The 26,707-nt window shown below is 47.5% G+C and carries 23 protein-coding genes; 11 read left to right on the forward strand and 12 right to left on the reverse strand.

Annotated features, from left to right (window positions below; all coding sequences use genetic code 11):
* Positions 1 to 59 precede the first annotated feature (59 nt).
* Positions 60 to 1,193, forward strand: coding sequence for a glycosyltransferase (locus tag JWV37_RS09185; protein ID WP_205459501.1), 1,134 nt, complete (start codon positions 60 to 62; stop codon positions 1,191 to 1,193).
* Here the strand turns inward: JWV37_RS09185 and JWV37_RS09190 are convergent.
* From JWV37_RS09190 to JWV37_RS09200, 3 genes are all read right to left on the reverse strand, one after another.
* Positions 1,190 to 2,602, reverse strand: a complete 1,413-nt coding sequence (locus tag JWV37_RS09190) for a DASS family sodium-coupled anion symporter (protein ID WP_205459502.1) — start codon at positions 2,600 to 2,602, stop codon at positions 1,190 to 1,192. The two genes, JWV37_RS09185 and JWV37_RS09190, sit on opposite strands and share 4 nt — an antisense overlap.
* Positions 2,603 to 2,722: 120 nt before the next feature.
* Positions 2,723 to 4,606: a putative bifunctional diguanylate cyclase/phosphodiesterase gene (locus JWV37_RS09195; protein WP_205459503.1), complete on the reverse strand. Its 1,884-nt coding sequence runs from the start codon at positions 4,604 to 4,606 to the stop codon at positions 2,723 to 2,725.
* Between the two features lie 147 nt (positions 4,607 to 4,753).
* Positions 4,754 to 4,960, reverse strand: a complete 207-nt coding sequence (locus JWV37_RS09200) for a hypothetical protein (RefSeq protein ID WP_205459504.1) — start codon at positions 4,958 to 4,960, stop codon at positions 4,754 to 4,756.
* A gap of 88 nt (positions 4,961 to 5,048) precedes the next feature.
* On the opposite strand from JWV37_RS09200, the gene JWV37_RS09205 reads away from it, so the two are divergent.
* From JWV37_RS09205 to JWV37_RS09215, 3 genes are all read left to right on the forward strand, one after another.
* The gene (locus JWV37_RS09205) at positions 5,049 to 5,762 is read left to right on the forward strand and encodes a thioredoxin fold domain-containing protein (protein WP_205459505.1); all 714 of its coding nucleotides are present in this window, start codon (positions 5,049 to 5,051) and stop codon (positions 5,760 to 5,762) included.
* Positions 5,763 to 5,861: 99 nt separating this feature from the next.
* Entirely contained in the window at positions 5,862 to 6,533 is a 672-nt protein-coding gene (locus JWV37_RS09210; protein WP_205459506.1) for a response regulator transcription factor, read from the forward strand.
* On the forward strand, positions 6,530 to 7,768 hold the full coding sequence (locus JWV37_RS09215) for an ArsS family sensor histidine kinase (protein WP_205459507.1): 1,239 nt from the start codon (positions 6,530 to 6,532) through the stop codon (positions 7,766 to 7,768). The genes JWV37_RS09210 and JWV37_RS09215 overlap by 4 nt, the downstream gene beginning before the upstream one ends.
* On the opposite strand, the gene JWV37_RS09220 is transcribed toward JWV37_RS09215, so the two are convergent.
* Positions 7,752 to 8,543: a TrmH family RNA methyltransferase gene (locus JWV37_RS09220; RefSeq protein ID WP_205459508.1), complete on the reverse strand. Its 792-nt coding sequence runs from the start codon at positions 8,541 to 8,543 to the stop codon at positions 7,752 to 7,754. The two genes, JWV37_RS09215 and JWV37_RS09220, sit on opposite strands and share 17 nt — an antisense overlap.
* The gene (locus JWV37_RS09225; protein WP_205459520.1) at positions 8,543 to 10,630 is read right to left on the reverse strand and encodes a helix-hairpin-helix domain-containing protein; all 2,088 of its coding nucleotides are present in this window, start codon (positions 10,628 to 10,630) and stop codon (positions 8,543 to 8,545) included. The genes JWV37_RS09220 and JWV37_RS09225 overlap by 1 nt, the downstream gene beginning before the upstream one ends.
* Before the next feature lie 202 nt (positions 10,631 to 10,832).
* Here JWV37_RS09225 and JWV37_RS09230 point away from each other — a divergent pair, with 202 nt between their 5' ends.
* From JWV37_RS09230 to JWV37_RS09250, 5 genes are all read left to right on the forward strand, one after another.
* Positions 10,833 to 12,059: a dicarboxylate/amino acid:cation symporter gene (locus tag JWV37_RS09230; protein ID WP_240332140.1), complete on the forward strand. Its 1,227-nt coding sequence runs from the start codon at positions 10,833 to 10,835 to the stop codon at positions 12,057 to 12,059.
* A gap of 176 nt (positions 12,060 to 12,235) precedes the next feature.
* Positions 12,236 to 13,804 (forward strand): hypothetical protein, encoded by a 1,569-nt coding sequence (locus JWV37_RS09235; protein ID WP_205459509.1) that lies wholly within the window; start codon positions 12,236 to 12,238, stop codon positions 13,802 to 13,804.
* 10 nt (positions 13,805 to 13,814) lie between these two features.
* Complete coding sequence (locus tag JWV37_RS09240; RefSeq protein ID WP_205459510.1) at positions 13,815 to 15,116, forward strand: molybdopterin-binding protein; 1,302 nt, start codon at positions 13,815 to 13,817, stop codon at positions 15,114 to 15,116.
* A 10-nt stretch (positions 15,117 to 15,126) separates the two neighbouring features.
* Complete coding sequence (locus JWV37_RS09245) at positions 15,127 to 18,015, forward strand: hypothetical protein (protein ID WP_205459511.1); 2,889 nt, start codon at positions 15,127 to 15,129, stop codon at positions 18,013 to 18,015.
* 156 nt (positions 18,016 to 18,171) lie between these two features.
* Positions 18,172 to 19,629, forward strand: a complete 1,458-nt coding sequence (locus tag JWV37_RS09250; protein ID WP_205459512.1) for a DEAD/DEAH box helicase — start codon at positions 18,172 to 18,174, stop codon at positions 19,627 to 19,629.
* A 19-nt stretch (positions 19,630 to 19,648) separates the two neighbouring features.
* Here JWV37_RS09250 and nspC read toward each other — a convergent pair whose 3' ends face one another.
* From nspC to rdgB, 4 genes are read right to left on the reverse strand one after another with little or no spacing between them, the layout of a single operon-like run.
* Positions 19,649 to 20,800 carry a carboxynorspermidine decarboxylase gene (nspC, locus tag JWV37_RS09255; protein WP_205459513.1) on the reverse strand — a complete coding sequence of 384 codons (1,152 nt, stop codon included), beginning with the start codon at positions 20,798 to 20,800 and terminating at the stop codon, positions 19,649 to 19,651.
* Between the two features lie 39 nt (positions 20,801 to 20,839).
* Positions 20,840 to 21,664: an SDR family NAD(P)-dependent oxidoreductase gene (locus tag JWV37_RS09260; RefSeq protein ID WP_205459514.1), complete on the reverse strand. Its 825-nt coding sequence runs from the start codon at positions 21,662 to 21,664 to the stop codon at positions 20,840 to 20,842.
* Positions 21,665 to 21,668: 4 nt separating this feature from the next.
* Positions 21,669 to 22,883 (reverse strand): saccharopine dehydrogenase family protein, encoded by a 1,215-nt coding sequence (locus tag JWV37_RS09265; protein WP_205459515.1) that lies wholly within the window; start codon positions 22,881 to 22,883, stop codon positions 21,669 to 21,671.
* Positions 22,880 to 23,479, reverse strand: coding sequence for an RdgB/HAM1 family non-canonical purine NTP pyrophosphatase (rdgB, locus tag JWV37_RS09270; RefSeq protein ID WP_205459516.1), 600 nt, complete (start codon positions 23,477 to 23,479; stop codon positions 22,880 to 22,882). The genes JWV37_RS09265 and rdgB overlap by 4 nt, the downstream gene beginning before the upstream one ends.
* A gap of 159 nt (positions 23,480 to 23,638) precedes the next feature.
* On the opposite strand from rdgB, the gene JWV37_RS09275 reads away from it, so the two are divergent.
* The gene (locus JWV37_RS09275; protein ID WP_205459517.1) at positions 23,639 to 24,958 is read left to right on the forward strand and encodes an MFS transporter; all 1,320 of its coding nucleotides are present in this window, start codon (positions 23,639 to 23,641) and stop codon (positions 24,956 to 24,958) included.
* Entirely contained in the window at positions 24,955 to 25,374 is a 420-nt protein-coding gene (locus JWV37_RS09280; RefSeq protein WP_205459518.1) for a YqaA family protein, read from the forward strand. The genes JWV37_RS09275 and JWV37_RS09280 overlap by 4 nt, the downstream gene beginning before the upstream one ends.
* 6 nt (positions 25,375 to 25,380) lie before the next feature.
* Here the strand turns inward: JWV37_RS09280 and JWV37_RS09285 are convergent, their stop codons facing one another.
* The 3 genes from JWV37_RS09285 to JWV37_RS09290 form a co-directional block, all read right to left on the reverse strand.
* Positions 25,381 to 26,130: a TRM11 family SAM-dependent methyltransferase gene (locus JWV37_RS09285; RefSeq protein ID WP_205459519.1), complete on the reverse strand. Its 750-nt coding sequence runs from the start codon at positions 26,128 to 26,130 to the stop codon at positions 25,381 to 25,383.
* Positions 26,108 to 26,242 (reverse strand): hypothetical protein, encoded by a 135-nt coding sequence (locus JWV37_RS12840; protein ID WP_275898371.1) that lies wholly within the window; start codon positions 26,240 to 26,242, stop codon positions 26,108 to 26,110. The genes JWV37_RS09285 and JWV37_RS12840 overlap by 23 nt, the downstream gene beginning before the upstream one ends.
* Before the next feature lie 60 nt (positions 26,243 to 26,302).
* On the reverse strand, positions 26,303 to 26,707 hold a 405-nt coding region (locus JWV37_RS09290), incomplete at its 5' end, for a DpnII family type II restriction endonuclease (RefSeq protein WP_240332141.1).

The following is a 26,707-nucleotide window of genomic DNA, read 5'->3' on the forward strand; positions in this document are numbered from 1 at the left end:
AAAGGGCCAATCTCCTTTACATGTAAGGGTTTAGTAACCCTTTTGCGTTACACTTTTTTATGAAGATACTTCTCTTTACCGACACCCTATGCGACACCAACGGCGTGTCGCGCTTTTTGCAAGACCTTGGCACCCACTGCCCTGCCTTTCATCTTGTCACGGCAACGCGTAAATCTTGCAACCTTCCTTTTAAAAACTGGACAAACCTTCCTGTACGCCTACGCCTTGCCATGCCTTTTTACCCCCAACTTGACCTTAGTTTTCCCTCTTACGCCCACGCCAAAACTTTGTTTGAAACCTTTGACCCCGACCTTGTGCATGTCTCCACGCCTGGCCCCGTTGGTTTGCTTGGACGCGCCTTGGCACGCAAATACCACAAACCCCTTGCAGGGGTGTACCACACCGATTTTCCTTCTTACGTGCACAACAACCTGCCCCTTTGGGGGTTAAAACGCCTCACCCAAATGTCTATGCGTTGGTTTTACAAACCCTTTTCTTTGCTCTTTGCCCGTAGTCAAAGTGAAATCCCCAAACTCCAACCCCTTCTTCACAAAACCCTCACACTATTTAAAGCCGGAGTAGACACACAGGTATTTACGCCCTTAGCCCTCCCCAAAGAAGCGCGCTTGACCCTGCTGTACGTGGGGCGCATTAGTCCTGAAAAAAACATAGGATTTTTGTGGGAAGTGTGGGAAATCCTCCAAAACCTCTTAGGCCCTCAGGCGGTGCAGTTGTGGTGCGTAGGGGAATGTACCCATCCGCTTTTGCGCACCCAAGGAGAGGCGCTTGGGGTGCATTTTTTGGGAAAACAACCCAAAGAAGCGTTGCCTGCTTTGTATGCCAAAGCCCATTTGTTTGTTTTTCCCTCACTCACCGAAACCCTAGGGCAAGTGGTGCTTGAGTCGTTGTCCTGCGGCACGCCTGTTGTCGTTTCTGACCAAGGGGGCCCGCGCACTATTTTGGCAAGCACTACTCGCCCTTGTGGACTCATTCTTTCTACACGTTTTTCCTCCACGTGGGCACATGCCATTAAATCACTTTTATTAAATGAACCTAGGCTTTCTGCGATGGCAGAAGCAGCGCGTGCAGAAAATTACGACATTAAGACGAGTGTTGAAGATTTTTTAGCAGTACATGTAAGGATGCGCAAAGAAGAAGCCGAGCCCGAAGGCTCGACGAAAGAAGAAGGTTAGACGAAAATAAACACACCCACCAATAAAACAGCGATGTAAAGGGCACCAAATACGCCACCAAGGAGCCAAAAAGTTCCTGTTGGAATAAAGCGTGAACCAAACCAAATCGGTGATGGTCCTGTAGCATACGGAGTTAAAATACCCATGATACCCAAGGTACCAGCCATCAAGATACTAAAGGGAACCAATTGCTCAGGCGCAATCATCTGCACAGCAATCGCCATGAAAAGAGGCAAGAGTGCTGTAGTGTGTGCTGTAACAGAAGCAAAGAAGTAGTGAAGCACAAAGAAAATGAGAAGCATAGAAAGCATCAAGACGGTGGGTGTCATACCTACCAAGTAACCCTCAAGTCCTGTACCCATCCATTTAAGCACACCCGTTTTACTAAGCCCAGAGGCCATCGCCACCAAGGTCGCAAACCAAATCAAGATGTTAAAGGCTTCTTTATTAGAAAGCACGTCATCCCATGTAATGACGTTAGTAAGTACCATCACCGCTACAATCGCAATCGCCGCGGTTGTACCATGAATACCCACTTCTTTTCCAAAAATCCACAACACAAGGGCCACAACGGCAAGTACACCCATCAAAATCTCTTTGCCTTTAATCCCGCCCAAGGTTTTAAGCTCAGCTGCTGCCCACGCTGGAGCCTCAGGAGAGGTTTTTTGGGTTGGTGGGTAAATCACATAAGTGATGAGTGGCACCAATAAAAACAAAGGCAACATTAAAGGAATCATAATTGAAGCCCATTGTCCCCATGTAATGACCGCATTACCTGTGCCCTTAGCAATCAAATCGACCGCCAAAAGGTTGGGCGCAAGCGCGGTGAGAAACATAGAGCTTGTCACACACGTAGAGGCAAGAGCAACCCACGTAAGGTAAGCACCAAGTTTGCGTGGCTCATTATCTGGGGTAGAGTTAAAAATAGGAGGAATGTTGCTAGCCACTGGATAAATAGTACCCGCACTACGCGCTGTGTTAGAGGGCATAAAAGGGGCAAGGATTAAATCTGCAAAGGCGACCGCATAACCAAGACCCAAAGAGCTTTTGCCAAGGTATTTTACTAAAACCAGTGAAATACGTCGTCCAAGGCCCGTCTTTTTATAACCAAGGGCAAACATGAACGCCGCAAAAATGAGCCAAATAACCGTGTTAGAAAAACCCGATAAAGCCCACTTGATATTTTCCGATGATTTTGGGTCAATAAGCCCAAGCACCGCCACAAGCGAAATTCCCGTAAAGCCCACAAGTGCGGCTGGAATAGGCTCAAGCACAAGACCCACTACCACACCCATGAAAATAGCGAAGAATTTCCACGCTTCAGGGGTTAGCCCTTCGGGTGTTGGCATAAACCAAAACACCGCCACGACCGCCACAGGGGCGATCATCTTCCAAATTTTTGGTGACATACGATCTCCTTTAAAGATTTGCATTCTGGTGACCATTATAAATTAAGATATGGGATATTATTGAGACTTTTTTGGGGTTTTCTTCAGTAAAATCTTAAGAAAATATTTTAAAAAGTGCTTTTAATTATTTTGTTTTAATGCCACCAACTGCTCTGGAGGCATGGGCTTGGCATATAAATAGCCTTGGACCAAATGGCATCCCTCCTTTTTCAAAAACAACGATTGCTCTGGTGTCTCTACTCCCTCGCCAAGGACCTCCAAGTGAAGGTTCTTGGCTAAGGCTATAATGGCCTTCACAATCGCGCAATCTTCTTCGCTACGAGGGGTATCTTTAACAAAAGAACGGTCAATTTTGAGCTTATCAATGGGCAACTGTTTTAAGTAGCTTAAGGACGAATAACCCGTACCAAAATCATCTACTGAAAGCTTAAACCCTGCTTTTTTAAGAGCCAATAACTTACTGATACTCTCTTGGGTATTTTTCATAACAAAACTTTCTGTCACTTCTAGCTCTATGCACGAAGGTGCAATCTTTTCGTGTTTACATAGGGCTTGCATTGCTGAAACAAAGCTCTCTTCTTCGATTTGAAGGGTTGAGATGTTAATGGCAAGGGTTCCTTTAAACGCCCCAGTTTCTTGCCAAAGCGCTAATTGCTTTAAAGATTCTTCAATAATCCACCACCCAAGTGGCACGATAAACCCACTCTCTTCTGCCCTAGGGATAAACGCATAAGGCGACAAAAGCCCTCGAGTAGGATGTTGCCATCGCACCAAAACCTCTGCCCCAACAACGCTTAAATCTGACAAATCAAATTGAGGCTGGTAATGCAACACAAAGGCATCTGATTCAAGGGCTTCTTGAAGCTCTTTATCTAAGGTATCCATGTTGATAATGTGTTCTGTCAAGGCTTTCGCATAAAGAGCAACCTGATTTTTGCCCAAATTTTTTGCCTCGTGCAAAGCGGTGTCAGCATTTCTAAAAAGCTCTTCGGTGCTCTTAGCATCAGAGGGAAACAACGAAACCCCGACACTTGCCTTTACATGTATCACCCTTCCCTCAACCCTAAAAGGCGTTCTTAAACTCTCAAGCCAAGCAATCCCGTGTGCATAAGCATGGTCTGTATCTGAGGTGATCATTACAAATTCATCTGCCCCCATACGCGCAAGAAAGCCCACGTCTTGGGCAAAATCCCTAAATCGAGCTGCCACCGCCTCGATGAGCTTATCTCCAAAACTGTGCCCATGCACATCATTGACCCGTTGAAAATGGTCCAAATCCAAAAACAACAGCGCCACTTTTTTGGTGTAAAAAGGCTTTGCAAGTTCGTCTTTTAGGCGAATACGGTTTGGAAGTTTTGTTAGCGGGTCATAGTGGGCTAGAAAAGTGATGGCTTCTTGGGCTTCTTTACGCTCGCTGATGTCTTTATGTGTTCCTGCTAGGCGCAACGGTTCTCCTGTTTTTTCGTCACGTTTTACCACGGCACCTGAACTTTCAATCCACACCCAACGGCCATCACGGTGGCGCATCCGAAACTCAACAACATAAGAGGCAAATCCTACCATCGCTTTGGCGATAGCCTCTTGGGCAAGGGTTTTGTCCTCCGGATGCAAGAGGCTTAACCAGTCCTCAACCTCGCCTTTTAAATTTTCTCGCGTAAGTCCCAACATACTCAGCCACGTCTCGTTAACAAAATGTTCTTTGGTCACACAATCATAATCCCAATACCCAAGCCCTGCCCCTTGAATGACGTATTCTAAGCGCTGTTTTTGCTCTTTGAGTTGGGATTGAATGTGTTGGAGTGAGCGAAAGTGAGAAAGAATTAATCCGTATAACAACACCGTGGTTGTCACCACAAAAGCGAGGCCTTTGTACGTTTGCAAGACATTAAGCAGCGAAACATCATCAACAAAAAAGCCCAACACGGCATCGGAAAACAAAATCCAAAGCACGGCAAAAAGCGCATATACTCCAACAATGCGAAGGGAACCATGGCGAAAATTCACAGTGGACTCCTTGGAAAATAAGCTTTACATGTAAAGGTATTTTCTCTTTTTGCTTTTTAGCCGATAGGTTAAATTATAGCCTAAATGGCAACATAAAAACATCCCTTATTGCACTAATACCGCCGTATCAATTCTTTTTTAGAAATCTCATTTCCCACATTTTTGTACCAGTTCGTCATACCATGCTTCGTTATTGCGTGTGCGCTTGGTGCGCTCAAGGTTATCGCGAATTGCCTTGAGCTCGGCCTCTTCCATCAACATCAACACTTCATAATCGAGCGGTGTTGCGTGAGGGTCCGACTCGACAAGTGCGGCTATTTCTTGGGCTATTTCTGTTTTTTTGGGGTTTTCCATGCGAGATTCCTTATAGAACACTAAAATTTAGCTTTGGTTTACTCAAGGCTTGTATAATGGGCGCATTTTAACATACGAAAGGTTCTTTATGAAACACCTTAGTCTTGTCGCCCTTCTCGCCACGTCTTCGCTTTTTGCTGCCACCGATGCGCAAGTAATCGAATACTTCAAATCCCAAGTTCCCGAAAACATTAGCGTCACCATCGAAAGTCGCCAAACCCTTAGCGAACTTAAAGGCTACGACATAGTATCAACCAAGTTGAGTGATGGCACCCAAAGTCAGGTCATTACCTTATTTGCCAAAGACGGCTTGATGTTTCCTGACATCATTGACCTAAACTCTGGCGTCTCCATGAAACAATCTTTTGAACAAAAGCAATTGGGACAAAAGCTTGGCACCTTATACAAACAAGAGAGCAAAAACAACATTATTGCCCTTGGAAATGACAAAAACAAGCCCACTATGGTGGTTTTTTCTGACCCAGAGTGCCCTTATTGCCGCAACGAACTGCAAACTGTGGAAGAGCGCCTAAAGACCCACAACCTCCGCCTTATCCTCACGCCCGTCCACGATACAACGGCATTGCAAAAAAGCTACCTCATCTACCAAGGTGTAGCAAAAGCCAAAGATGACGCCACCAAAATCGCTCTTTTGCGTAAGTATTTTGACGAAGCAGCAACCGTAGATGCGACTGTTTCGGATGATAAGGTCGAACAAATGAACCAACTGCGCCGTAAGTACCTCCAAGCAGGCCTCAAAGGTGTTCCTTTTTATATCGATGAAAAAGAGCTTCTACAATAACTTCTTTTCTGTGGCTCAAAAGGCCACAGAATCCGAACTTTGTTAACACTCCATCAACCCACCCGTGTTATACTTTCCAAAACCTTTTAGGACCTTGCCATGAAGATTGCGATGATTGAGGATGACACCGAACTCGCCGAACTGTTGTGTGCTTTTTTAGCCCAATACAACCTCCACGTCACCAACTACGAAGACCCTTATCTTGGCATTAGCGCTTTAGCCATCACTCCATACGATTTGCTGATTCTTGACCTCTCCTTACCAGGCATGGACGGGCTAGAGATTTGCCGCGAAGTGCGCCAAAAAAGCGACATCCCCATCATCATCTCTTCCGCACGCAGCGATTTGGATGATAAGGTCATTGGCCTCTCTTTGGGAGCGGATGATTATCTGCCCAAACCCTACGCCCCCAAGGAGCTTTATGCGCGCATCCTCAGTGTTGCAAGGCGCTACAAAAAAGGAGTTCAAGACACCCCTGCTCCTGCTTCTGTTTTTACTCTTGATGAAAAAGCGGGGCTTATATACTTTCGCCAAACGCCCTTGAAGCTTACCCGTGCCGAATTTGAAGTTCTAGGTGCGCTAGTACACCAACACGGATGTGTGGTATCACGGGAACAGCTCATCGGTGCCGCGCCAAGCCTTGGCGAAGAGAGCGAAAGCCGAAGCCTAGATGTGCTCATCAGCCGTATTCGCGCTAAACTGGGCGAAAATTCTAAAGAACCCAAACACCTCCATTCGGTGCGCGGCATCGGGTACAGGCTAGCTGGATGAAGTGGTACCATAGCCTTTTTTTTAAAATCACGCTGATTTTTGGCATCGCTCTAGCAGGGCTTGTGGCAGTGGGAACAAGCTTTACTTTGCACCAAAAAAAAGAGCAATTGTTTGAAGTGCGCCGTTTTACCCAAAACCTCTTTCGTAGTGCCTACTCACCCCATTCTGGACAACTTGATACAGCTTTACTCGCTCAAGAGGGGTATGTAATCCCCGAAAATGCTGCATCTTTAGCACCCTTACTTAAAAACCTTTCTCCCACACCTTTTCGCCGCCAAGGAGAGATGGGACGGCGTATGCTTCCTTTGGAAATTGTTGCATTTAAAGGCAAACTCTATGCCTTGGTTTTTTCAAAAGAGGCATCCGTACACGTTTATGAGACTCCTTTTCACCCCTCACACCCCTTACATGTAAGTGTGTTTGGTCTCATTGGTCTGGCGTTGGTGTTTTTATATGTGTTAACTTTACGCAGCATTCGCCCCCTTTTGCCCCTGAAAGCGCGGATTGAAGCCTTGGCGGAGGGAGATTATACCCTACCTCCTCGCAGCCACAGCAAAGACGAGATTGGCGCCCTTGCTAATGCCTTTCATGACACGGTGCAAAAGATAAAAGACCTCAAAGAAGCGCGGCAACTGTTTTTGCGCAACATCATGCACGAACTTAAAACCCCCATCACCAAGGGGAAATTAGCCCTTGCCATGTTGGAAGACTCTCCTTATAAAACCAAACTTGACGTACTTTTTGACACCCAAGAACAGATGCTGGAAGAGTTCGCGCGCATCGAAAAACTAGGGGCGGGAGAGCTCACCCTCGTGCGTAAACCTTACCATTTGGATGACATTGTGGCCCAAGTGCGGGATTTGCTCCCTGATGAGTCCGCGCCTTTGGAGGTATCTGCCGACCCCCAAACCTTACATGTAGACTTTGATTTGTTTTGTGTGGCCCTTAAAAACATCACAGACAATGCCCTGCGCTACAGTACCGATGGACGCGCGCGCCTTACATGTAAAGGCACAACCTTATCCATCTCCAACCACGGCGACCCTTTGCCTCACCCTCTTGATTCTTACGCCAAACCCTATTTTTTAGGAGGCTCCAAACAAAAAGAATCCCGTGGCCTTGGCTTTGGACTTTACATCGCCCTAGCCGTTTTTCGCCTCCACGCTTTGCCTTACCACTACACCCACGAAGCAGGGGTTAGCACTTTTACCCTTGAACTTACTCCGGTGCTTTAAGTCCATGCACAAACTGGTACATGAGCACGGAAGCGGCCACGCCCACGTTGAAGCTTTTGATGCCTTCTTCCATCTCGATTTGCACGCACGTATCGCACACGGCTAACACCTCAGGGGAAAGCCCTTCCCCTTCATTGCCCACTACTAACACCCAACGTTTTGGTACGCGCACTTGGGCCAAGGCCGTTGCCTTAGGCGTTACTTCCGCGCCAAATACGTGATACCCCAAGGTTTTTAACGCCAAAATCGTCGCCACTGTGTCGTCGTACACATGGAACCTAAGCTGACTCACATGCCCCATGGAAACCCGAAGAACACGCCGCCCGTAAGGATGCGCACCTTGTGACGAACAGACTAATGAATCCACCCCAAGAGCCGCCGCACTACGCGCCATGACGCCTAGATTTTCACTCTTAGAGAGCATCGTACTCATGAGCACCCGCTCGCCCAGTGCATTAAGAGGCAAAGGTGACGGGCGAAGGCCATGCATCATGACATGGTGGTGCACCGTGTGGCCCACGATGCCTTCCATTACTTCACGGCTTGCCACAAAAAACGTTACGCCTTGCAAAGGCTCCAAGAGCGCACGTTCTTGTGCGTAAAAAGTAGGAGTGGCTAGGAGGCTTAAGGCTTGCACCCCTTGCTTTAAGAGCATGCACACCACCTTGGGACTATCGGCGATAAACTCTCCCTTGGCACTCACTGCCCCATCGCGCAAGGTGCGGTACAGGGCAAATTCGGGTGTGGCTAGGGTGGTGACTTCTGTGAGTTCCATCACCCTTCCTCCACAAGGCTCAAACTCACTTTGCCCCGCGCAAGGTCAATGCCGATGACACGGATGGCGGGCAAATACTGGTTCAAACTCACCACTTCCAAAGGATGCCCCACCCGCTTTGAGGAGAGTTTGGAGAGGTGAATCATCCCGTCATTTTTCAAGCCAATATCCACAAACACGCCAAAATCTACAATGTTGCGCACCACCCCTGAAACCACGCTCCCTTCTTCTAGCATCCCAATGTCGCTCACCCCCTCTTTAAACGGCAAGGGCGGCAAGGCCTCCCTGGGGTCAAAGCCTGGTTTTTGCAGCTCAAAAACGATGTCTTTGAGCGTTGCTTCGCCCGCGCCAAAGGTCGCCATAAGCCCTTCGGGCGAGGCATCTGGGTTTTTCAAGAGCGCCAGCGCAAGAGGGTAACTCTCAGGGTGCACGCCCGTGTTATCCAACGGACTTTTACCCTCTTTGATGCGCACAAATCCTGCGGCTTGCTCATAGGCTTTGGCCCCCAAGCCTTTTACCTTTAGTAAATCCGCCTTACATGTAAAGCGTCCATGGGCTTCGCGGTGAGCGACCATCGCCTTGGCGACTTTAGGGCCGATGCCTGCCACATACCCCAACAAGGAAACCGAAGCGGAGTTAGCATCTACTCCCACGCGGTTGACCAAATCTTGCGTCACGTCTTGGAGCTTTTTTTCTAGCTGTTTTTGGTCCACATCGTGCTGATACTGCCCAATGCCAAGGGCTTTGGGGTCGATTTTCACTAACGCTGCCATAGGGTCACGCAACCGCTGGGCAATGGAAATGGCACCCCGAATACTCACATCAAGCTGCGGGTACTCTTCCGAGGCAATCTTAGAGGCCGAATAGACCGATGCACCCGCTTCTGAAACCACCGTGTAAGGCAACACCACCTCGCCTTTGGCGTTGAGCGCGGCAAAAAACTCTTGGGTTTCCCGCGAGGCTGTGCCATTGCCAATAGCCACCGCGGTGATGGCGTAGCGTTTGGCAAGTGCGACGACTTTAGCGGTCGCCCCTTGCGTGTCATTGTGGGGAGGCGTGGGGTAGATGACTTCATGGGCAAGGTAGGTTCCCTCCATGTCAATCACGGCAAGCTTACACCCCGTGCGAAAGGCGGGGTCAACGCCTAAAATGACCCGTTGTTGCACGGGCGGGCTCATGAGCAGTTGGTGGAGGTTTTTGCCAAACACGTCGATGGCGGCGGTATCGGCACGCGCTTTTAAAAGGCCGTGTACTTCGCGCTCTAAAGAGGGCAATAACAACCGCTTCAAGCCGTCTTTGTACGCCTCAAAAAGGAAGGGATTTTTGGCGTTTTTAGGAAGTTTGTACTGGTAAATGTTTGCTTCGATGCGCGCCACATCCACGACCATCTTGACGCTCAGTTGCTTTTCTTTGACCCCACGCATGAGGGCGAGGTAGCGGTGAGAAGGGATGAAGGCGACCTTTTCACGCGCATCGGCCAGAGAAACAAAAGCCCCTTTTTCGTCAAAGGTTTTGGTTTTTTTCACTTCCAAAACGCCGTGCTTTAGCATGAGCGTGCGCACCGCTTCACGCTCCCTTGGGGCATCCGCAAAACGTTCCGCGAGGATGTCCTGGGCTCCTGTCACGGCTTCTTCCACAGAAGCGACCTTTTCGCCCACGTAGGTTTTCGCCTTCTCGTAAAACATCGCCTCGTCGCCTTTTTCTAATACGTCTGCTAAGGGTTCAAGGCCTTTTTGGATGGCACTTTGGGCGCGGGAGTTCTTTTTTTCTTTAAAGGGGCGAAAAATGTCTTCCACTTCGCTGAGGGTTTGGGCAGCCTCTAAGCGGTGTTTGAGCGCGGAATCTAGCACACTGCGCTCGCTAATAAGCCTTGCCACGTCGGCTTTGCGCTCCAAAAGGTGCTTGGCACTTTCAACGATTTTTTCAAAATCGCGCAACGCTTCATCGCTCGCCCCCTCGGTCATCTCCTTGCGGTAGCGTGCGATGAAAGGCACCGTCGCCCCGCCTTCAAGGAGGGTTAAAATGTTGGTAACCGCGGTCGCACTAAGACCTGTTTGTTTGATAAGGATGTCTGTTAAGGTGTGCATCGTTTCCATTCTTACATGTAAGGGTTTTAAAGGGCGCATTATACGCAAATTTTATTCTGGCGACCCAAAAGCCTTTCTTTTTATTCCATCAAAAAAATGTATAATGCCTGTTACTTTAAAAAGAGGCTGTGCTGTTTTTATACACAAAAACCCGCTATTCTGGGCTCTTTTTGACTACCACTTCCACAACAAAGGATACATTTTGACCACACAAAAGAAAGGCCTCATGCGTAACATCGGCGTTCAGATTGTTATTGCTATGGTCATCGGCACACTGGTTGGCGCCTTCATGGGCGAAAGTGCGGCAATCTTCGCGCCCCTTGGCACTATCTTTATTCATCTTATTAAGATGCTTGTTATCCCTTTGGTGGCCATCTCCATCATCGCTGGGGCTGCAGGGCTTGGAGACAGCCCCTCAGCGGGGAAAATTGGCGTGACTACCTTTGGGTTTTTCCTTGGAACCTCCGCGTTAGCCGTGGGGCTTGCGCTGTTTATGGGTGAAGTTTTTGGCCCAGGACGCGGGCTGGATTTGAGCAGTGTTGAGGGCATGTTTTCCACCAAATACGCCGACCAAGGGGCGCTTCCTGGGTTTTTTGACACCATCACGGGCATGATTCCCACCAACGTGTTCCAGTCCCTCACCGATGCGAACATCTTACAAATCCTTGTCTTTTGTCTCTTTTTTGGCATCGCCATCTCTAAGCTAGAAAAAAGCAAAAGTGCGGCGGTACTTTCCCCGCTAAATGCCACCATTGACGCGTTTATTTGGATGATTCACGTGGTGATGCGCATCGCACCTCTGGGGGTTTTTGGCCTCATGGCTGACGCAGTAGGAACTTTTGGTTTTTCCATGCTAACTCTTGTGATGAAGCTTTTTATTGTTTATATAGTCGCTATTCTCATTTATGGGTTTGTATTTTACCCTTTGTTGGTCAAGTTTTTCTCCAACACCCCCGTGTTAGCATTCATGAGCGCCATGAAAAAACCCCAAGCCGTAGCCCTTTCCACCGCCTCTTCCATGGCAACCTTGCCTGTTACCATCGAAACATGTGAAAAAGAACTCGGCGTTGCCAAGTCTACCGCCGCCTTTGTCTTGCCTTTGGGGGCGACCATCAACATGAGCGGCAATGCCATTTATTACGGTCTTGTGGCTATCTTTTTTGCCCAAGTCTTTGGGATGGAACTTGGCATGGGCGAATACATCGCCATCATCCTCACCGCCACCATCGGTGCCATCGGCCAAGCGGGCGTGCCTGGGCCTACGTTTTTAGTCGTTGCGGTACTCATCGCCGCGGGAATTCCCATCGAGGGCTTACCCTTGTTGTTTGCCCTTGATCGCATCTTTGACATGATTCGCACCGCCCTAAACATCACCGGCGATGCCGCGTGCGCGGTTATTGTAGATAAATACAACCCCGAATCTGCCTAAGCATAAGCTTCTCTTGTGTCTTACATGTAAAAAAGCTTACATGTAAGACACACTTTTTTTTCTTAAAGTAACTCCCAGTATTTATTTATAAATTGTTTATAAATTGTTTACTTTTTTAATACTTTATTAAGTATGTCGGATATATGATGGCTTTTATCATACCATAAAGGCGTATTATGCGTGTTATAAGTCCTTTAATCCCACCCCTCGTCCTCCTAAGCCTCTCCTCTCTTAGTGCCTCAGAAACTGTTTATCGTTTTACAAACGATTTTTACATTCAGCATAATGAAATCACAGGCAACAGTCCCTCAAGCTCTATGCTCACTGAAGGATTTGTGTACCACAATCTTTTTACGCTCTACACTAAAGGTCAGTTTGAGGACATAGACTACACCCTCAACGCAGGCCTCAAACTCACAGACGACAGACGAAAAGATGTTAAAAAAGCCTCTCTAATCACCCTTGCTGGCCACATCCAAAAAGGAGCGCATCAGTTACACTTGGGGGATTTTTTCAAATCCTACTCCAAATACTCCCTCAACACCTCCCTCAAAGGGGCGGCATACACCTATACCACCGAACAAAAAGATACCTTTGAGGTTGTGTACGGTCTGGCCTATCCCCGCTGGGATAACTTCTGGGACAATGAAGTAGATTCTACGGAGCGCGAAGTTTTGGGGGTGCGTTTTAACAAAAACCTCAGCGATGCCCTTAGTATTGGAATTGACGCGGTAGCAACAGATGATTCAAACTCTGTTGTGACGGGTATCCCTTTGTATGAAACGAAACTTTACACCATTAACTCCACCTATCGTCCCATTCCAGGGTTAAAGCTTTACGGGGAGTACTCTTACTCTGACAACGAGACACAAACCGCTACCGCTACTACCAAGCGCAACGGCACAGCGATTTTTCTTCAAGCCGTCGGCAACAAAAAGCCTAGCCGCGTACAGCTTGAATACGAGCGCATTTCACCTGATTTTAAAACCGTTACAGGCTCCGCCACGCCTGATCGCGAAAAATTCAAAGCCACATGGCGCTACATGATGACAGACACTATCACGATGAATACGGGGCTTTTGTGGTTTCGTGACAACCTTGATGGGGACAAAACAAACACTACGCACACCTATCGCCCTAACCTTGGTTTTACCTTTAAACAGGTTTTTGACAGGCGCTATGCAGTGGTGGATGTGAACTACAAATACAATCACATTGACAAAAAAACTTCCGTAACCAAAGACTCCGTTTACGACCTTAATTACCGTGACCGTTTTGGCATTGTCCACTCAGATATGCAGGTTTCCTACACAGACTACCACACCAACAACAATACGCGCAACCAAGAAGAATGGCGTTTTAACTCTACTTTCAACACCCGCCACTCCTACAAAGACCTTGTGCTCAAACCCTCCATCATCTTTGGCACATGGGACGTAAACGATGAACTAAGCAACGGTGACAATACCTACACCCAAGCCGCCCTAGGGTTTGGTGTGGACATTCCTAAACACAAAATCGCCACCAACCTTCGCGTGGGAAAAAACCGCTCAAAAAGAGATGCAGGGGATGATTTGGACAAGGTTTTTGGGAGTTTTGATGCCCATTGGAATATGGGTGATAGGGGACAATTTAAGCGCATTATGGTCTACCTCAGGGCGCACATTAACGACCTAAGTTATACTACCTCCGCAAACGATTACCAAGAGCGCAGTGTGACGCTCGGTCTTCGTATGACCTTTTAAAGGATAAACCATGCAAAAAAAACTCATACTAGTACTTTTAAGCCTCTTGTTTGCAAGTTCTCTTCATGCCAAATGGTGGATTTTTGGGGGCGGCGAAGAAGAGGTGGGATTTGACTACCTGTACGCCAACACTCTCTCTTTTGATGATGCGGGGCAAGAAGCCATCATGATGCGCGAAAGTTTAGACAATGGCTACTTACATGTAAGAGGCAAAGCGCGCACGGGCAAAAACCCCGTGGGTGACGTGTCAGTCTCTCTTGATGGAGGAAAAACATGGAACAAGGCCCGTTTTGAAAAAGACGGTGGGTTTAACTTCTCTTTTGAACCTGACCTTGCTCAGACCTACCATATCGTCGCCAAAGTCATCGACACCACAGGCAAAGCCAACACCCTTGAAGATGCACAAATTCGCCTAAGCTTTAGCGACCTTGATGCGTACGGGATGATTCAAGAAACCCTCACACAGCTTAAAACCTTTTACGAGCAAGAAAACGATACAGGCTTCATGCAGTACGTGGACAGAAACTTTGAGGGCGATGAGATGACTCTTGAACGCGCCTTGCGCAAGGATTTTTCTGCCCTTGATAACATTCAAATCGACTTTTCTATCAGTAGCGTAGCCTTTTCAAACAATCGCTACTACGCCTCCATTCTCTTTAACCGCAGCGTTTTGGCCACTAGTGATGGTACCCTCTACCAAGACAGGGGCGTTACAGAATTTTCCTTTAGTGTGGGCGAAAAAGGAGCGATGCTTCTTTCTATGAAAAATCCGCTCATCTTCGGCCTTTCTTACGCCGCAGATGTGGCAAGCGGCACAACCGCCAACGCGCAAAATAACGAGAATTTTTTGGTAGTCAATGACAGCGGAGGAGTTTCCCAAACCTCTTTGGCAAACCTTGAAGAGGGCGGCGGGGATGATTATATGACGAGTGGAAGTTTTACCTTAAACAATAATCAAGGTTTTGATTTCACTGATGATTCCGTTACCCCAATAGACCATATGAATCTCGCTAGCTATACTGGTCATATAGGATTGTTTGAAGGAAATAGGTTTGAGACCTTAGGCGGAGCGGCGGCAAAAGAATATGGTTCTGTTAGCATTGATGGCCTCACAGTAGATGAAGCGGGATATAACGAATTTTGGGTGGGCGACCTTGATACATTAAATTCGGACGACGTGTTGGCTATAAAATTACCAAACAATACTTATGCCCTTTTGAAAATAACCACTATTGTCAACCTAGGAGGAGGAAACTATACAATCTCCCTTGACTACAAATACAACCCCAACGGTTCGCGCTACTTCCCCTAAGGAGAACCCTATGCGCGCGCTCATTTGTCTAGCCATTGCATTTTGCCTTTGGCTTCTTCCTTTGCAAGCAGACGATGAGAGCGTGCTTCGCTCCCAACTGACTAACCAAATCCAAGATTTGGAAAACCTCAAACCTGAGCTTTTTAAGATTATCCGTCACTGCGAAACCGAACTTCCCAACATCAGCAAAGCCAAAGGCGACATTATCAGCTATAAAGACGAGGTACAAAGCCATCTCAACTCCAACATCGTCAAAGCCGTAGCCAGTGGCGGGATTAACCTCGCTGTAGAAATGTTTGGGGCACGCAATCAGGGCAAACTCATTGACCTAGGCACGTGGGTCGTAGGAAAAGTTGCCGAGTATGGCATGGGCAAGTCAGCTTTTTTTGCGGGTCGCCAAGCACACTACACAAGAAAGCTAGATGGCGTTAGTCAAAAACAACGAGGCATAAGCGAAAAAGTAGACATGCTTTACCGCGTTGCAAACTCTTCCGATGAGGCAATGCAAGCTTACTATAATGCAAATGGCCGTTATCCCGAATGGGAATTAGGCGATGCGGGTGTTTTTATTCAGCGTATGCGCCTTGTTGTCCAGCATGCAAAAAGCGCCATTGCGGAGCTTGAGAGCCTTGAAGAATACTATAAAGACTTACTCAAAGACAGCCAAGAAGACCTTAAGGACTTACAAGAAGAGATTAATTTTCTACGGGATGAGCTTGCCAGATTGCACGAAAAAGACAAGGAAGAACAACTTAAAAAACTTGAAGAACCCACCTTAACCCCAGAAGAAGAGGCGAAAGGCACATTACCAACAGCTAGCCCAAGCATTCCCTATCAGCCCGATAGAGACTGCCCTAAATTCGAGAGAGATATTTTCCAACGTCTTAGAGAAATCGGTGCTCGACTCAACAGTATGAAGTCCACAGTAGAAGCCCATAAACACCAACGTCAAGTGTATCTTCATGAATATAAAGAAAACGCCAACACGAGGTACAACGCTATTTTGGAGGAATTCAAACGCTTTAAATACCCAGAGGGTGCCGACTCTGTAGCTTTAAATGAAATCAGAAGCGGTAATTTTCCAATGATTCCCTTTGACAAACTTCTTTCAGACGCACAACGTATATACGAGGCATGGGAAGAGCACAATAGCTCCTACAAAGAAGCGTTACAGACTTTTGTGGAGGGCTTACTGGCAAACCTAGACACCCAACACTACGACAACCTCATCGCCCAAGGCATAGCCAACACCCTTGTTGCAGAAAGAGAGTACGTAGCTTTCCACAACAAGTGTGTTTCACGGCCCCCTATTACCAACGCCATTGGCCACCATGATCTCTATTTTGTCTCTAATGCCGCCATTGATGACTTGCGCGCTTTTAGGATTAAACTTTTAAAACAGATTCAAAGCATCGAGCAACGCTTAGAAGTATCCGAGAAAGAGCACAAAGAAAAAATGGAAGCATTACCTAGGTACTTTGCCAAACGAAAATCAGAAATGCGGGATGAAATTTCCCGCTACCAAGACCATTTAAGCAGACTCGCGCAACGTCAAGCCGCTGTAGAAGCCCTCAAGCGAAAGCTTTTGGCCAAGTACAAAAGTGCTCGCTTTACGCCGGTTAAAAATGGCGACCTTACCACGTACCAACTCACCTTTGATGTTTCCTTGGAAAAAGGGGTTTGTCAAGCCATTAGTGCCATCCATAAACAAACAGCAACGGGCGATATCGCCCTTATTAGCGAACTCCAACATGAGTTTTCTATCGCCGTCAATGCCCTTTTACACACAGGAGTTCCTGGCTACTTCCCCCACCATGCCTTTTTTGAGCTCGAACCGTCAAATTTTGAGGAAGCATACAAAGCGCACAATGCCCTAAACCTCAACAGCACGAACAGTGGTTTAATACTTAACAACACTAACTACATCCTTGAAAGCCTCGAAAAAGAAAACTTTTTTCTTCTTGCTTCTTTGTATCCCGATTCTGCGTTTAAGCGCATTTGGGACGCACAGCAAAAAGCCCTAGTGGAGATGAACAGCGCCCTAAAAAACCTCTCCAGTGAGCTTAAAAATGCCCTTTCTATGGAACGCATCCATGACCAATGGGCAGAATCTTATGAAACACAGTTCAAGAAAAGAAAAGAAGAATTTGAGAGAGACCTTATCTGTTTAACAAGCGACAACCCCGCCAAATCAACCCTTGAGGGGCTTCTTGAGGAAATCGAAGAGATGGCTGGAAAGGTGAAACTCAAACCAACTTTCCTAGACGCAAGTGCCTTGTTGGATGAGGTGCGCACCCTGCATCAAAATGTTGAAAATTTTTATATCGACGACACCTCTGCGTATGTGGCGCAATACAAAGCCTACATGGAGCAGCATGAACAACTAGATACACGCATCAATGTAACCGATGCCAACAAGCTTTTATCAAGCGACAAGCGCGACCTTAATACCTTGCTTCAAAAAATCCAAGCACGACTTTCAGCCCATACCGAACACATGGCAACCCGAAAGGAAATTGCCTCTATTGAGCCTGTCGAAATCCTCTACCAATCTTTTGCCCAATATTACTCTAACAAAAACCTCTCTTCACTAATGGCCTTGCTTTCGGATGATTGGAGTAGTAGTAGCGACGGGACGACATTGATGGACTTAGAAGATACCTTAAGCAATAGTTTTTCTATATTCGATGACATTCAGTGCGTCATTGACAGCTTAAGTATTCAGCCCCAAGGGAAAGACCGTTTTTTTGTCTCCTACACCATCACTATTGAGGGGCACATGTATGCTAATGACATTCGCCATTTGGAAAAATCTTCCGTTATTGAAGAAGTAGGGATCGAGGAGGGAAAAGCCCGTATTCTTAAAACAACAGGTGGACGGTTTTGGCCCACGCGCTAACTCTTTTTAGGCCTTACATATAAACCCTTTACATGTAAGGCTTTTTGAAAATATTTTAATTATTGCTTAAATTTAGATATATTTTGGTATAATCGTTCAAATTTCGACCAATCTAGCCCGCGTGTTTGCTACATTGATCTACTAGGAACCCTTTACATGACTACCACATTCGAATCTTTTGCCTTAGATGCAGCTATTTTTAAAGCTGTTCAAGAAGCCGGCTTTAAAGAGCCAAGCCCTATCCAGCAACAAGCCATTCCCCTTGTTTTAGAAGGGCACGACATGGTTGCCCAAGCCCAAACAGGTACGGGAAAAACCGCTGCCTTTGCTCTACCTATCCTTAGCAAGGTTGACCCTCGTGAAAAAGGTGTTCACGTTCTTGTTATCACCCCTACCCGCGAACTTGCTACCCAAGTCAGTGATGAAATCTACATGCTTGGACGTTTTAAAGGGTTCAAAACCGTTACCGTTTATGGAGGTAGCTCCTACACGCGCCAAATGAAGCTCATCGAAGCGGGTGCGAGTGTGGTTGTAGCAACCCCTGGACGAATGCTAGACCTTCTTAAAAACAACCGCCTCAAAGACTTCAACCCTTCTGTTGTAGTGTTAGACGAAGCAGATGAGATGCTTGACATGGGCTTTTTGGACGATATTAAAGAGATTTTTACCTACCTCCCAAGCTCGCGCCAAACCATGCTTTTTTCGGCCACCATGCCTGAACCCATTAAACAATTGGCTAAAAAAATTCTCAAAGAACCAAAATTTGTCAGCGTGACACCTGCGAACATGACCACCAACGTGGACATCGAACAGTGCTATTACGTCATTGAAGAGTGGGAGCGCGATGACGCGGTTATCCGCTTGCTTGACACCCTAGACCCCGACAAAGCCATCATGTTTTGCCGTACCAAAAAAGAGGTAGACATGCTCACCACCAAGCTCACGGCTGGAGGTTTTGCAGTCAAAGGCTTGCACGGTGACATGGAACAACCTCAGCGCGAAGAAGTCATCAAAGCCTTCCGTTTTTCCAATATTGACTTGCTTGTCGCCACCGACGTAGCCGCGCGCGGACTCAACGTGAAAGAAATCAGCCACGTCATCAACGTGCACATTCCTTTTGACCCAGAAAGCTATGTGCACCGCATTGGCAGAACTGGACGTGCGGGCAAAAAAGGGATGGCCATCACCTTGTGTACACCCATGGAGTACAACTCTATCCAGCGCATTGGTAAAAAAGTGGGTACCAACATTGAACACCGTGTGCTCCCCACCCGCGGAGAGCTTCAAAAAAGCCGTTTAAGTAACCTTGCGCGCACCATCGAACAAGCGCCCTTAAACGAAAATGCCCCTGCAGTACTGACGGTTCTTGAAAACGAAACGGACCTTGCCAACATCGCTCTTAAAGCTATCTCGCTTTTACTCGAACAAGAAAAAGCCAATGGCCCCGAAAAAATCGGACTAGATGAGCAAACTTTTGCTAAGGTCATCAAACGCTTGGCTGGACGTACAGATTCTAAAAATCGCGGCGGCTTCCGCAACCGTCGCCCCTCAGGCGGTGGTGGAAGAAGTTCAAGCGGTGGACGCAGTGATTATAAAGGCGGGGGACGCCGCTAGGCCTCCCTTTCCACCGACGCTAATTGCGGCGTCGGTACTCCTCGTATCCAAACTCCTTCACCACTTCAAATCGCCCATCTTTTCGCAACACACCCAAGTCGGGTAATTTAATGCCATTAAAGGTCGTATTTTTCACGATGGTGTAGTGAATCATGTCTTCAAAAATGAGTTTTTGCCCTACATGTAAAGGCGCGTCAAAACTGTAATCCCCCATGATATCTCCCGCCAAACAGGTGTTACCTCCAAGACGGTACGTGTAAGCTTTCTCACCCGCCTCGCCCGCTCCTCGAATCTGCGCGCGGTAAGGCATGGCAAGGGTGTCAGGCATGTGGGCTTCGGCAGAGGTGTCTAGGATGGCGATGTTCATGCCGTTTTCCACGATGTCAAGCACTGATGCCACCAATGGCCCTGTTTGCCAGCCTACGGCTTCACCAGGTTCTAGGTAGACAGGGATGTTGTTGTACCGCGCGCGAAAGGCGCGAATAACGCGGATAAGCCCTTCCACGTCGTAATCTTCGCGGGTGATGTGGTGCCCACCCCCAAAGTTAATCCAACGCATTTGCGGGATAAACGCACCAAAGTTTGCCTCAAACCCCTCCAATACCGCTTCGAGTGCGTCTACATTTTGCTCGCACAGTGCGTGAAAATGCAACCCTTCAATCCCTTCAAGTTGCTCAGGCCGAAACTGCGCACGGGTGATGCCAAGGCGACTGTAAAGCCCACACGGGTTGTACAAATCCGCAGGAGACGCCGAAACCTCAGGATTAACCCGCAAGCCACACGAGACCCTCTCCTTGGCAAGCGCGCGAAATTTCTCCCACTGGGCGAAGGAGTTAAAAACCACATGGTCGCTGATGGAGAGAATTTCTTCAAATTCGCTTTCTTTAAACGCGGGCGAATAAGTGTGGGTTTCTTTGCCCATCACCTCATGGGAAAGTTTGGCTTCGTGAAGCCCACTCGCAGTACACCCGTGCAGGTATTTTCCCACCCTATCAAACAGGGGCGTAAAAGCAAAGCCTTTGAGTGCCAAAAGAATTTTTGCTCCCGTTTGTTCTTGCACGTAGGCTAAACGCTTGAGGTTTTCCTCCAAAAGCGCTTCTTCACACACGTAACACGGCGTGGGGATTTGGTCTAGGACTTTAGCAATGGCAGAGTGTTTTTGGAGTTGCATAAGGGGCCTTTTTGGTCGAATTATAACGCAATTTTAGGACTAAGTTGCCCTTTTAAGAAGCTTATCCAAAAGCAATGTAGGCAACAACCGCTTGGCATACCACAGCACCTTGGTGGGCGTAGTGACACGGTAGCGCGCTTTGGGTTTAGGTGCGGTGATGGCCTCCAAAAGAGCGTCATACACCGCTTCTGGCCCAAGGGTAAAAGGGGTGGGTTTGCTCCCTTGTAAGCGCGAAAGGGTGGCTTCGTAGGTGGTTTTATGGGGACTGTTTTGCACATCAATGTAGGCGCGAAATTTTTGCAACGCGTTGGTGCGAAAGGCGCTAGCAATAGGGCCAGGTTCAATGAGCACCACATGGATGCCGCTATCACTTAACTCTAAGCGCAAAGTGTCTGCCAACCCTTCGATGGCAAATTTACTGGCATTGTACGCCCCTCGGTAGCCCATGGCGGCAAAGCCCAAAACCGAACTGTTGTACACAATGCGCCCGCTTCCTTGAACGCGCATGGTTTTTAAAACGAGGTTGGTGAGGGCTTGGGTGCCAAAGACATTGGTTTGAAACTGGGCTTTTAGGGCTTCATCACTCAGGTCTTCCACGGCTCCGGGCTGTCCGTACGCACCGTTATTAAACAGCACATCAAGACGCCCACCGCTTTGTTCGAGCACTTGAGCCAAGCCCGCTTGGATGCTCTCATTGCTGTCCAAATCCAAGCGGCACGCCCACAGCCCCATCTCCCGCAAACGCGCCACATCCTCCGCCTTTCGTGCAGTGGCATAGACACGAAAATCTTCCCTTACATGTAAGGCTTTCGCGCAGTAAAGACCGATGCCTGAAGAGCAGCCAGAGATAAGGACGTGGCGCATGAAATCAATCCACCTCGTAACTTTCACCCGGTTTCATTTCGATGAGTTTCCATGGCAAGCCTTGGGCGTTTAGCTCATCCATGAAAGGCTTGGCATCAAACTGCTCCATGTTAAAGACACCTGCGCCTTTCCATTTGCCCTCAAGTATGAGTTTTGCCCCAATCATGGCAGGCACGCCCGTGGTGTAACTCACCGCTTGGGCGCCCGTTTCGCGGTAACATGCTTGGTGGTCGCAAGTGTTGTAAATGTACACTTTTTTGGGTTTGCCATCTTTAAGACCTTCGATGACGCACCCGATGTTGGTCATGCCCACGGTGCGAGGCCCTAGGCTGGCTGGGTCTGGGAGTAAGGTTTTCAAAAACTCGATTGGCACGATTTTCATGCCCTTGTGCTCTACTTCTTTAATGCCCAACATGCCGATGTTTTCAAGGCATTTCATGTGGGTGAGGTAGCTTTGGCCAAAGGTCATAAAAAAGCGAATGCGTTTGAGGCCTTTGATGTTTTGCACCAACGACTCCAACTCTTCGTGGTAGAGCAAATAGCTGTCTTTTGGGCCAACTTCTGGGTAATCCCACACCATTTTAATGGCCATTGGTTCGGTCTCAATCCACTTGCCCGCTTCCCAATACCGCCCCTTGGAGCTGACTTCGCGCAGGTTAATCTCGGGGTTAAAGTTCGTAGCAAAAGGGTAGCCGTGGTCGCCTGCGTTGCAGTCTAGGATGTCGATGGTGTGGATTTCATCGAACAAATACTGCTGAGCGTAGGCGCAAAACACATTGGTCACACCAGGGTCAAACCCGCTTCCCAAAAGACCCATGATGCCCCTTGCCTTAAACGCGTCATGCTTGGCCCACTGGAGTTTGTACTCAAATTTAGCTTCATCAGGGTGTTCGTAGTTGGCAGTGTCAAGGTAATCCACGCCCGTTTCCACGCACGCATCCATGATGGTCAAATCTTGATAGGGAAGGGCCACATTGAGCACCAAATCAGGCTTGACGCTTTGGATGAGCGCGACGAGTTGAGGAACATCATCCGCATCAACGCTGGCGGTTTCAATGCTTACATGTAAACGCTCTTTAATCTCTGCGGCGATTTCATCACACTTGGATTTGGTGCGGCTAGCAAGGACGATGCGTCCGAAGGTTTGGGTATTCATAGCGCATTTGGTGGTCACGACACGGCTTACGCCGCCCGCGCCGATGATAAGAACGGTTTTCATTGGTTTCCTTTGAGGGTGTTTAGTAGGGTCATAGCGTGTTTGAGTGCCCTAGTTCGGTGGGAAATATCCCGCTTGCTTTGGGCGTCCATCTCGCCCAACGTGGTGGTGTAGCCCTCGGGGATAAACATCGGGTCGTACCCAAAACCGTTTTCGCCTCTGGCTTCGTTAATGGCGTGTCCGTGCATCCAACCGTGTACGCTAAACTCGCCCCACGGCGTGGCTAGCGCGATAGCGGCGGTGTAAAAAGCGGGAGTTTGGGCAACACCACGCGCACTAAGAGTAGCAATGAGCTTGGCGAGATTGTCTTTGTCGTTCGCGCCAATTCCCGCGTATCTGGCACTGTAAATGCCGGGTTCCCCGCCCAAAAGCGGCACGGAAATCCCGCTGTCATCAGAGAGCACAATGGCGTTTTTGTCTTCGAGCGCCTCGTGCACCGCGCGCGCTTTAATGAGGGCGTTTTCTTTAAACGTCGCGCCCGTTTCGTCGATGTCAAAAGGGGTCATAAGCTCATCAAACCCCACCACATCAAACCCTTCTAAAAAGGCTTTGATTTCGCGGATTTTTCCCTTGTTGGAGGTAGCTAATACAATCTTCAACGGCTTCCTTTATTGGGCTTTACATGTAAAGGTTTATAACAGAATTTTCTTGCACAGAGGTTACATGGTGCGCAATTTTAACATAAAATGCGCAAGAAGTTTAAAGCATTAAGAGAGTAGAATAGGACAAATTTTATCTTAACCATCGAAGGTGTTTGTATGCTTCGCACCGTTGCGCCCTTGAGTGCTATTATTGCTTTACGTTTTTTGGGTTTGTTTATTGTTTTGCCTGTGCTTTCTGTGTACGCGCTTGAACTTCCAGGTGCTAATGAATGGCTTGTGGGCATCACCCTTGGCGGGTACGCGCTGACGCAAATGGTGTTGCAAGTGCCCTTTGGGATGCTCTCAGACAAGATTGGCCGCAAAGTGACCATCGCCATCGGGTTAGTGATTTTGATTATCGGCTCTTTGGTGTGTGCGGCGGCCACAGACATTTACATGCTTATGTTTGGGCGCTTTTTGCAAGGGGCTGGAGCCATTGGCGCAGTAGGTGCGGCATTGGTAAGCGACCTTGTCAAGGAAGAGATGCGTTCCCGCGCCATGGCGGTCATGGGCGGGAGTATCGCGCTGAGCTTTGCGTTTTCCATGGGGCTTGGACCAGTTTTGGGGGGCTTGTATGGGGTTGGGGTGTTGTTTTTGCTCACCGCGGCCTGTGGAGTGCTTGCTATCATCGTGCTCTTTACCAAAGTGCCTAACCCGCCGCGCATCACCCACGCCTATGAACTGGACGAATCCGACATGCCCAAACTCATGAACAATTACGCCCTTTTAAAGATGAATCTTACAAACTTTTTGCAAAAAGGGCTCATGACCTTGGCGTTTTTAGTCATCCCGCTCATGATGGTAGGCGAATTTGGCGTGGAAAAAGCCGCCCTGTGGAAAGTTTATCTTCCCGCACTGCTTCTTGGCGTCCTTGCCATGGGCGCTTCGGCGGTGTATGGAGAGAAAAAACAACAAAGTAAAGCCATGCTCATCCTTGGCGTCGTGCTCTTTGGCGCGAGCTACCTCATCATGGGCAACGCGCAAAGTGCGTGGGGGTTCATCGTGGGGGTGGCGGTGTTTTTCGTGGGTTTTAACATCCATGAACCGCTCATGCAATCTCTCGCTAGCAAATACGCCAGAGTCCACCAAAAAGGGACGGCCCTTGGGGTGTTTAACTCCTTTGGGCATTTGGGGACGTTTTTGGGCGGGGCGCTAGGCGGATGGCTATACCTGCATCTGGGCCTTGAGGGCATTAGTTGGATTGTAGTAGCGGTATGTGTGGCGTGGGTTGGATTGCTATTTACCCTGACAAATCCCCATCAGACCAAAAACCTCTACCTCCCTTTTGCAGACATTGCCTTAGCAAACCGCCCTAAACTGGCACAACTCGAAGGCGTGGTAGAGTGGTACCAAAACGAAACCGAAGCCTTGCTCATCGTCAAATATGACGCGAAAATGGTAGAAGAAGCCCGCATCGTGGAGCTGCTTAAGCCGTGAGTTACCTCGCTCTCTTTGCTGTGTGTTTTGGGGCGGCAACGTTTATCCCCATCCCCAGCGAAGTGCTGTTTGTGTACGAACTCACCCAAGAGCGCTCTTGGGGGTTGTTGTTGTTTTTGGCTTCGGCAGGCAACACCCTTGGGTCGTTTGTGAACTATGGCATCGGGCGCTTTGCCATCGACTGGGCGCTTGGAAAAGGCTACATCAAGCCTGTGGTCTTTGAAAAAGGACGGCGCACCTTTGAGCGCTACGGCCCGTGGTCACTACTGCTCACATGGGCGCCCGTTATCGGCGGTCCAATCATGTTTGCCGCAGGCGCCGCGCGCTATGGGTGGTGGAAGTTTCTCATTCTTGTCGCCATCGCCAAAACCTTGCGTTATGGGGCGCTGATGCTTGGCGTGATGGGGTATGTGTAGGGGAGCTTAGAGTTTTTGAAAGACAAAAAGATGCTCGTGCATGATGAGTAAGAAATTGGCTTCTTTGGATTTTTTAACCCAAAATCCTGTGGCTTTGCAGTTGTGTTGGTGCTTGATGATGTCTTCTTTAAGGACAAAGCCTACATGTAAAAAGCGTTGCATAACCATGAAAGCTAAGGGCTGATACATCTTCTTGCGTCTTGTATCCCCTATGAGAATAGTGCAAAATTTTCCCTCTTTTAAAACTCTGTAAAACTCTTGGGCTACTTTCTCCATCTCGTCACAAAATTTTTCTAAATCGTGGATGTTAGATAAATCTTCGGGGATTTGCTTTTCAGAGTAGTTGATGATGTCGGCATAAGGTGGATGATTGAGTATAAAGTCGATGCTCTCGTCTTTTAGCATTGAAAGGTTTCGTGCATCATTGAGTTTTATTTTTATCTTTGGGGCATATTCACTTTCAAATTCTAAAGCTTTACATGTAAGCTCTATAGCATTTGGATTAATGTCAAGTGCTAAAAGATTGCGATTTAAAAGCTTACATTCGACCGCTGTCGTTCCCCCGCCTATCATGGGGTCAAGCAGATAATCACCCTCGTTGGAGTAACGCAGAATCAGGTTTCGCACCACATCGGGCGACCAATTGCCGCGATACTTTGAGTTGTGTGTTGCCCAATTCCCCCGACGTGCAAAACTCCACACGGTGGTGCATTCTTGCTCAAAATTTTCTGGATTAAGGGGTTTTTTCTTGGCCATAATTATTATAATTTTTTCCTACATCAATTTTGATTTCTCGTAAATCTTTACCCATATTGTGAAAACCAAATTTATCATCCAACTCTTGATATATTTTTACTTTTTTCCACATTTTGGACATTTGTGCGGCAATTTGATTTTTCCACTTACCATTTTGTAATCTCCTTTAAATTTAATTATTGATATTGAACTCTTTTATAATAATATCTTCAAAATACCTTTCTTTTAGCATGTGGTAATTAATAATATAATCTATAGATTTAAATCCTTTAATTAATTGATTTTTATCAATATTTCCCCAACATCTAATACCATCTGTTAGATATATGAATATAATTTTGTCTCTCTTTAATTCTATGTTTCTATTTAAATAAGAATCAATTATTTCTTCAGGTTTTGAACCCGCATCAAAATAAAAATTTGCTTCAATATTCATTACTATATTATCTTTTATTAAAATAAAATCAGCTTTTCTATTTGCCAAATCTTCATTAATCTCTAATCTATAGTTCTCTGTTAAATATTTAAATTGCTTTTGCACAAGCAACGTAATATTATATTTTGAACAAACCTTTTG

Source organism: Sulfurospirillum tamanense, assembly GCF_016937535.1.
Lineage (GTDB): Bacteria > Campylobacterota > Campylobacteria > Campylobacterales > Campylobacteraceae > Sulfurospirillum_B > Sulfurospirillum_B tamanense.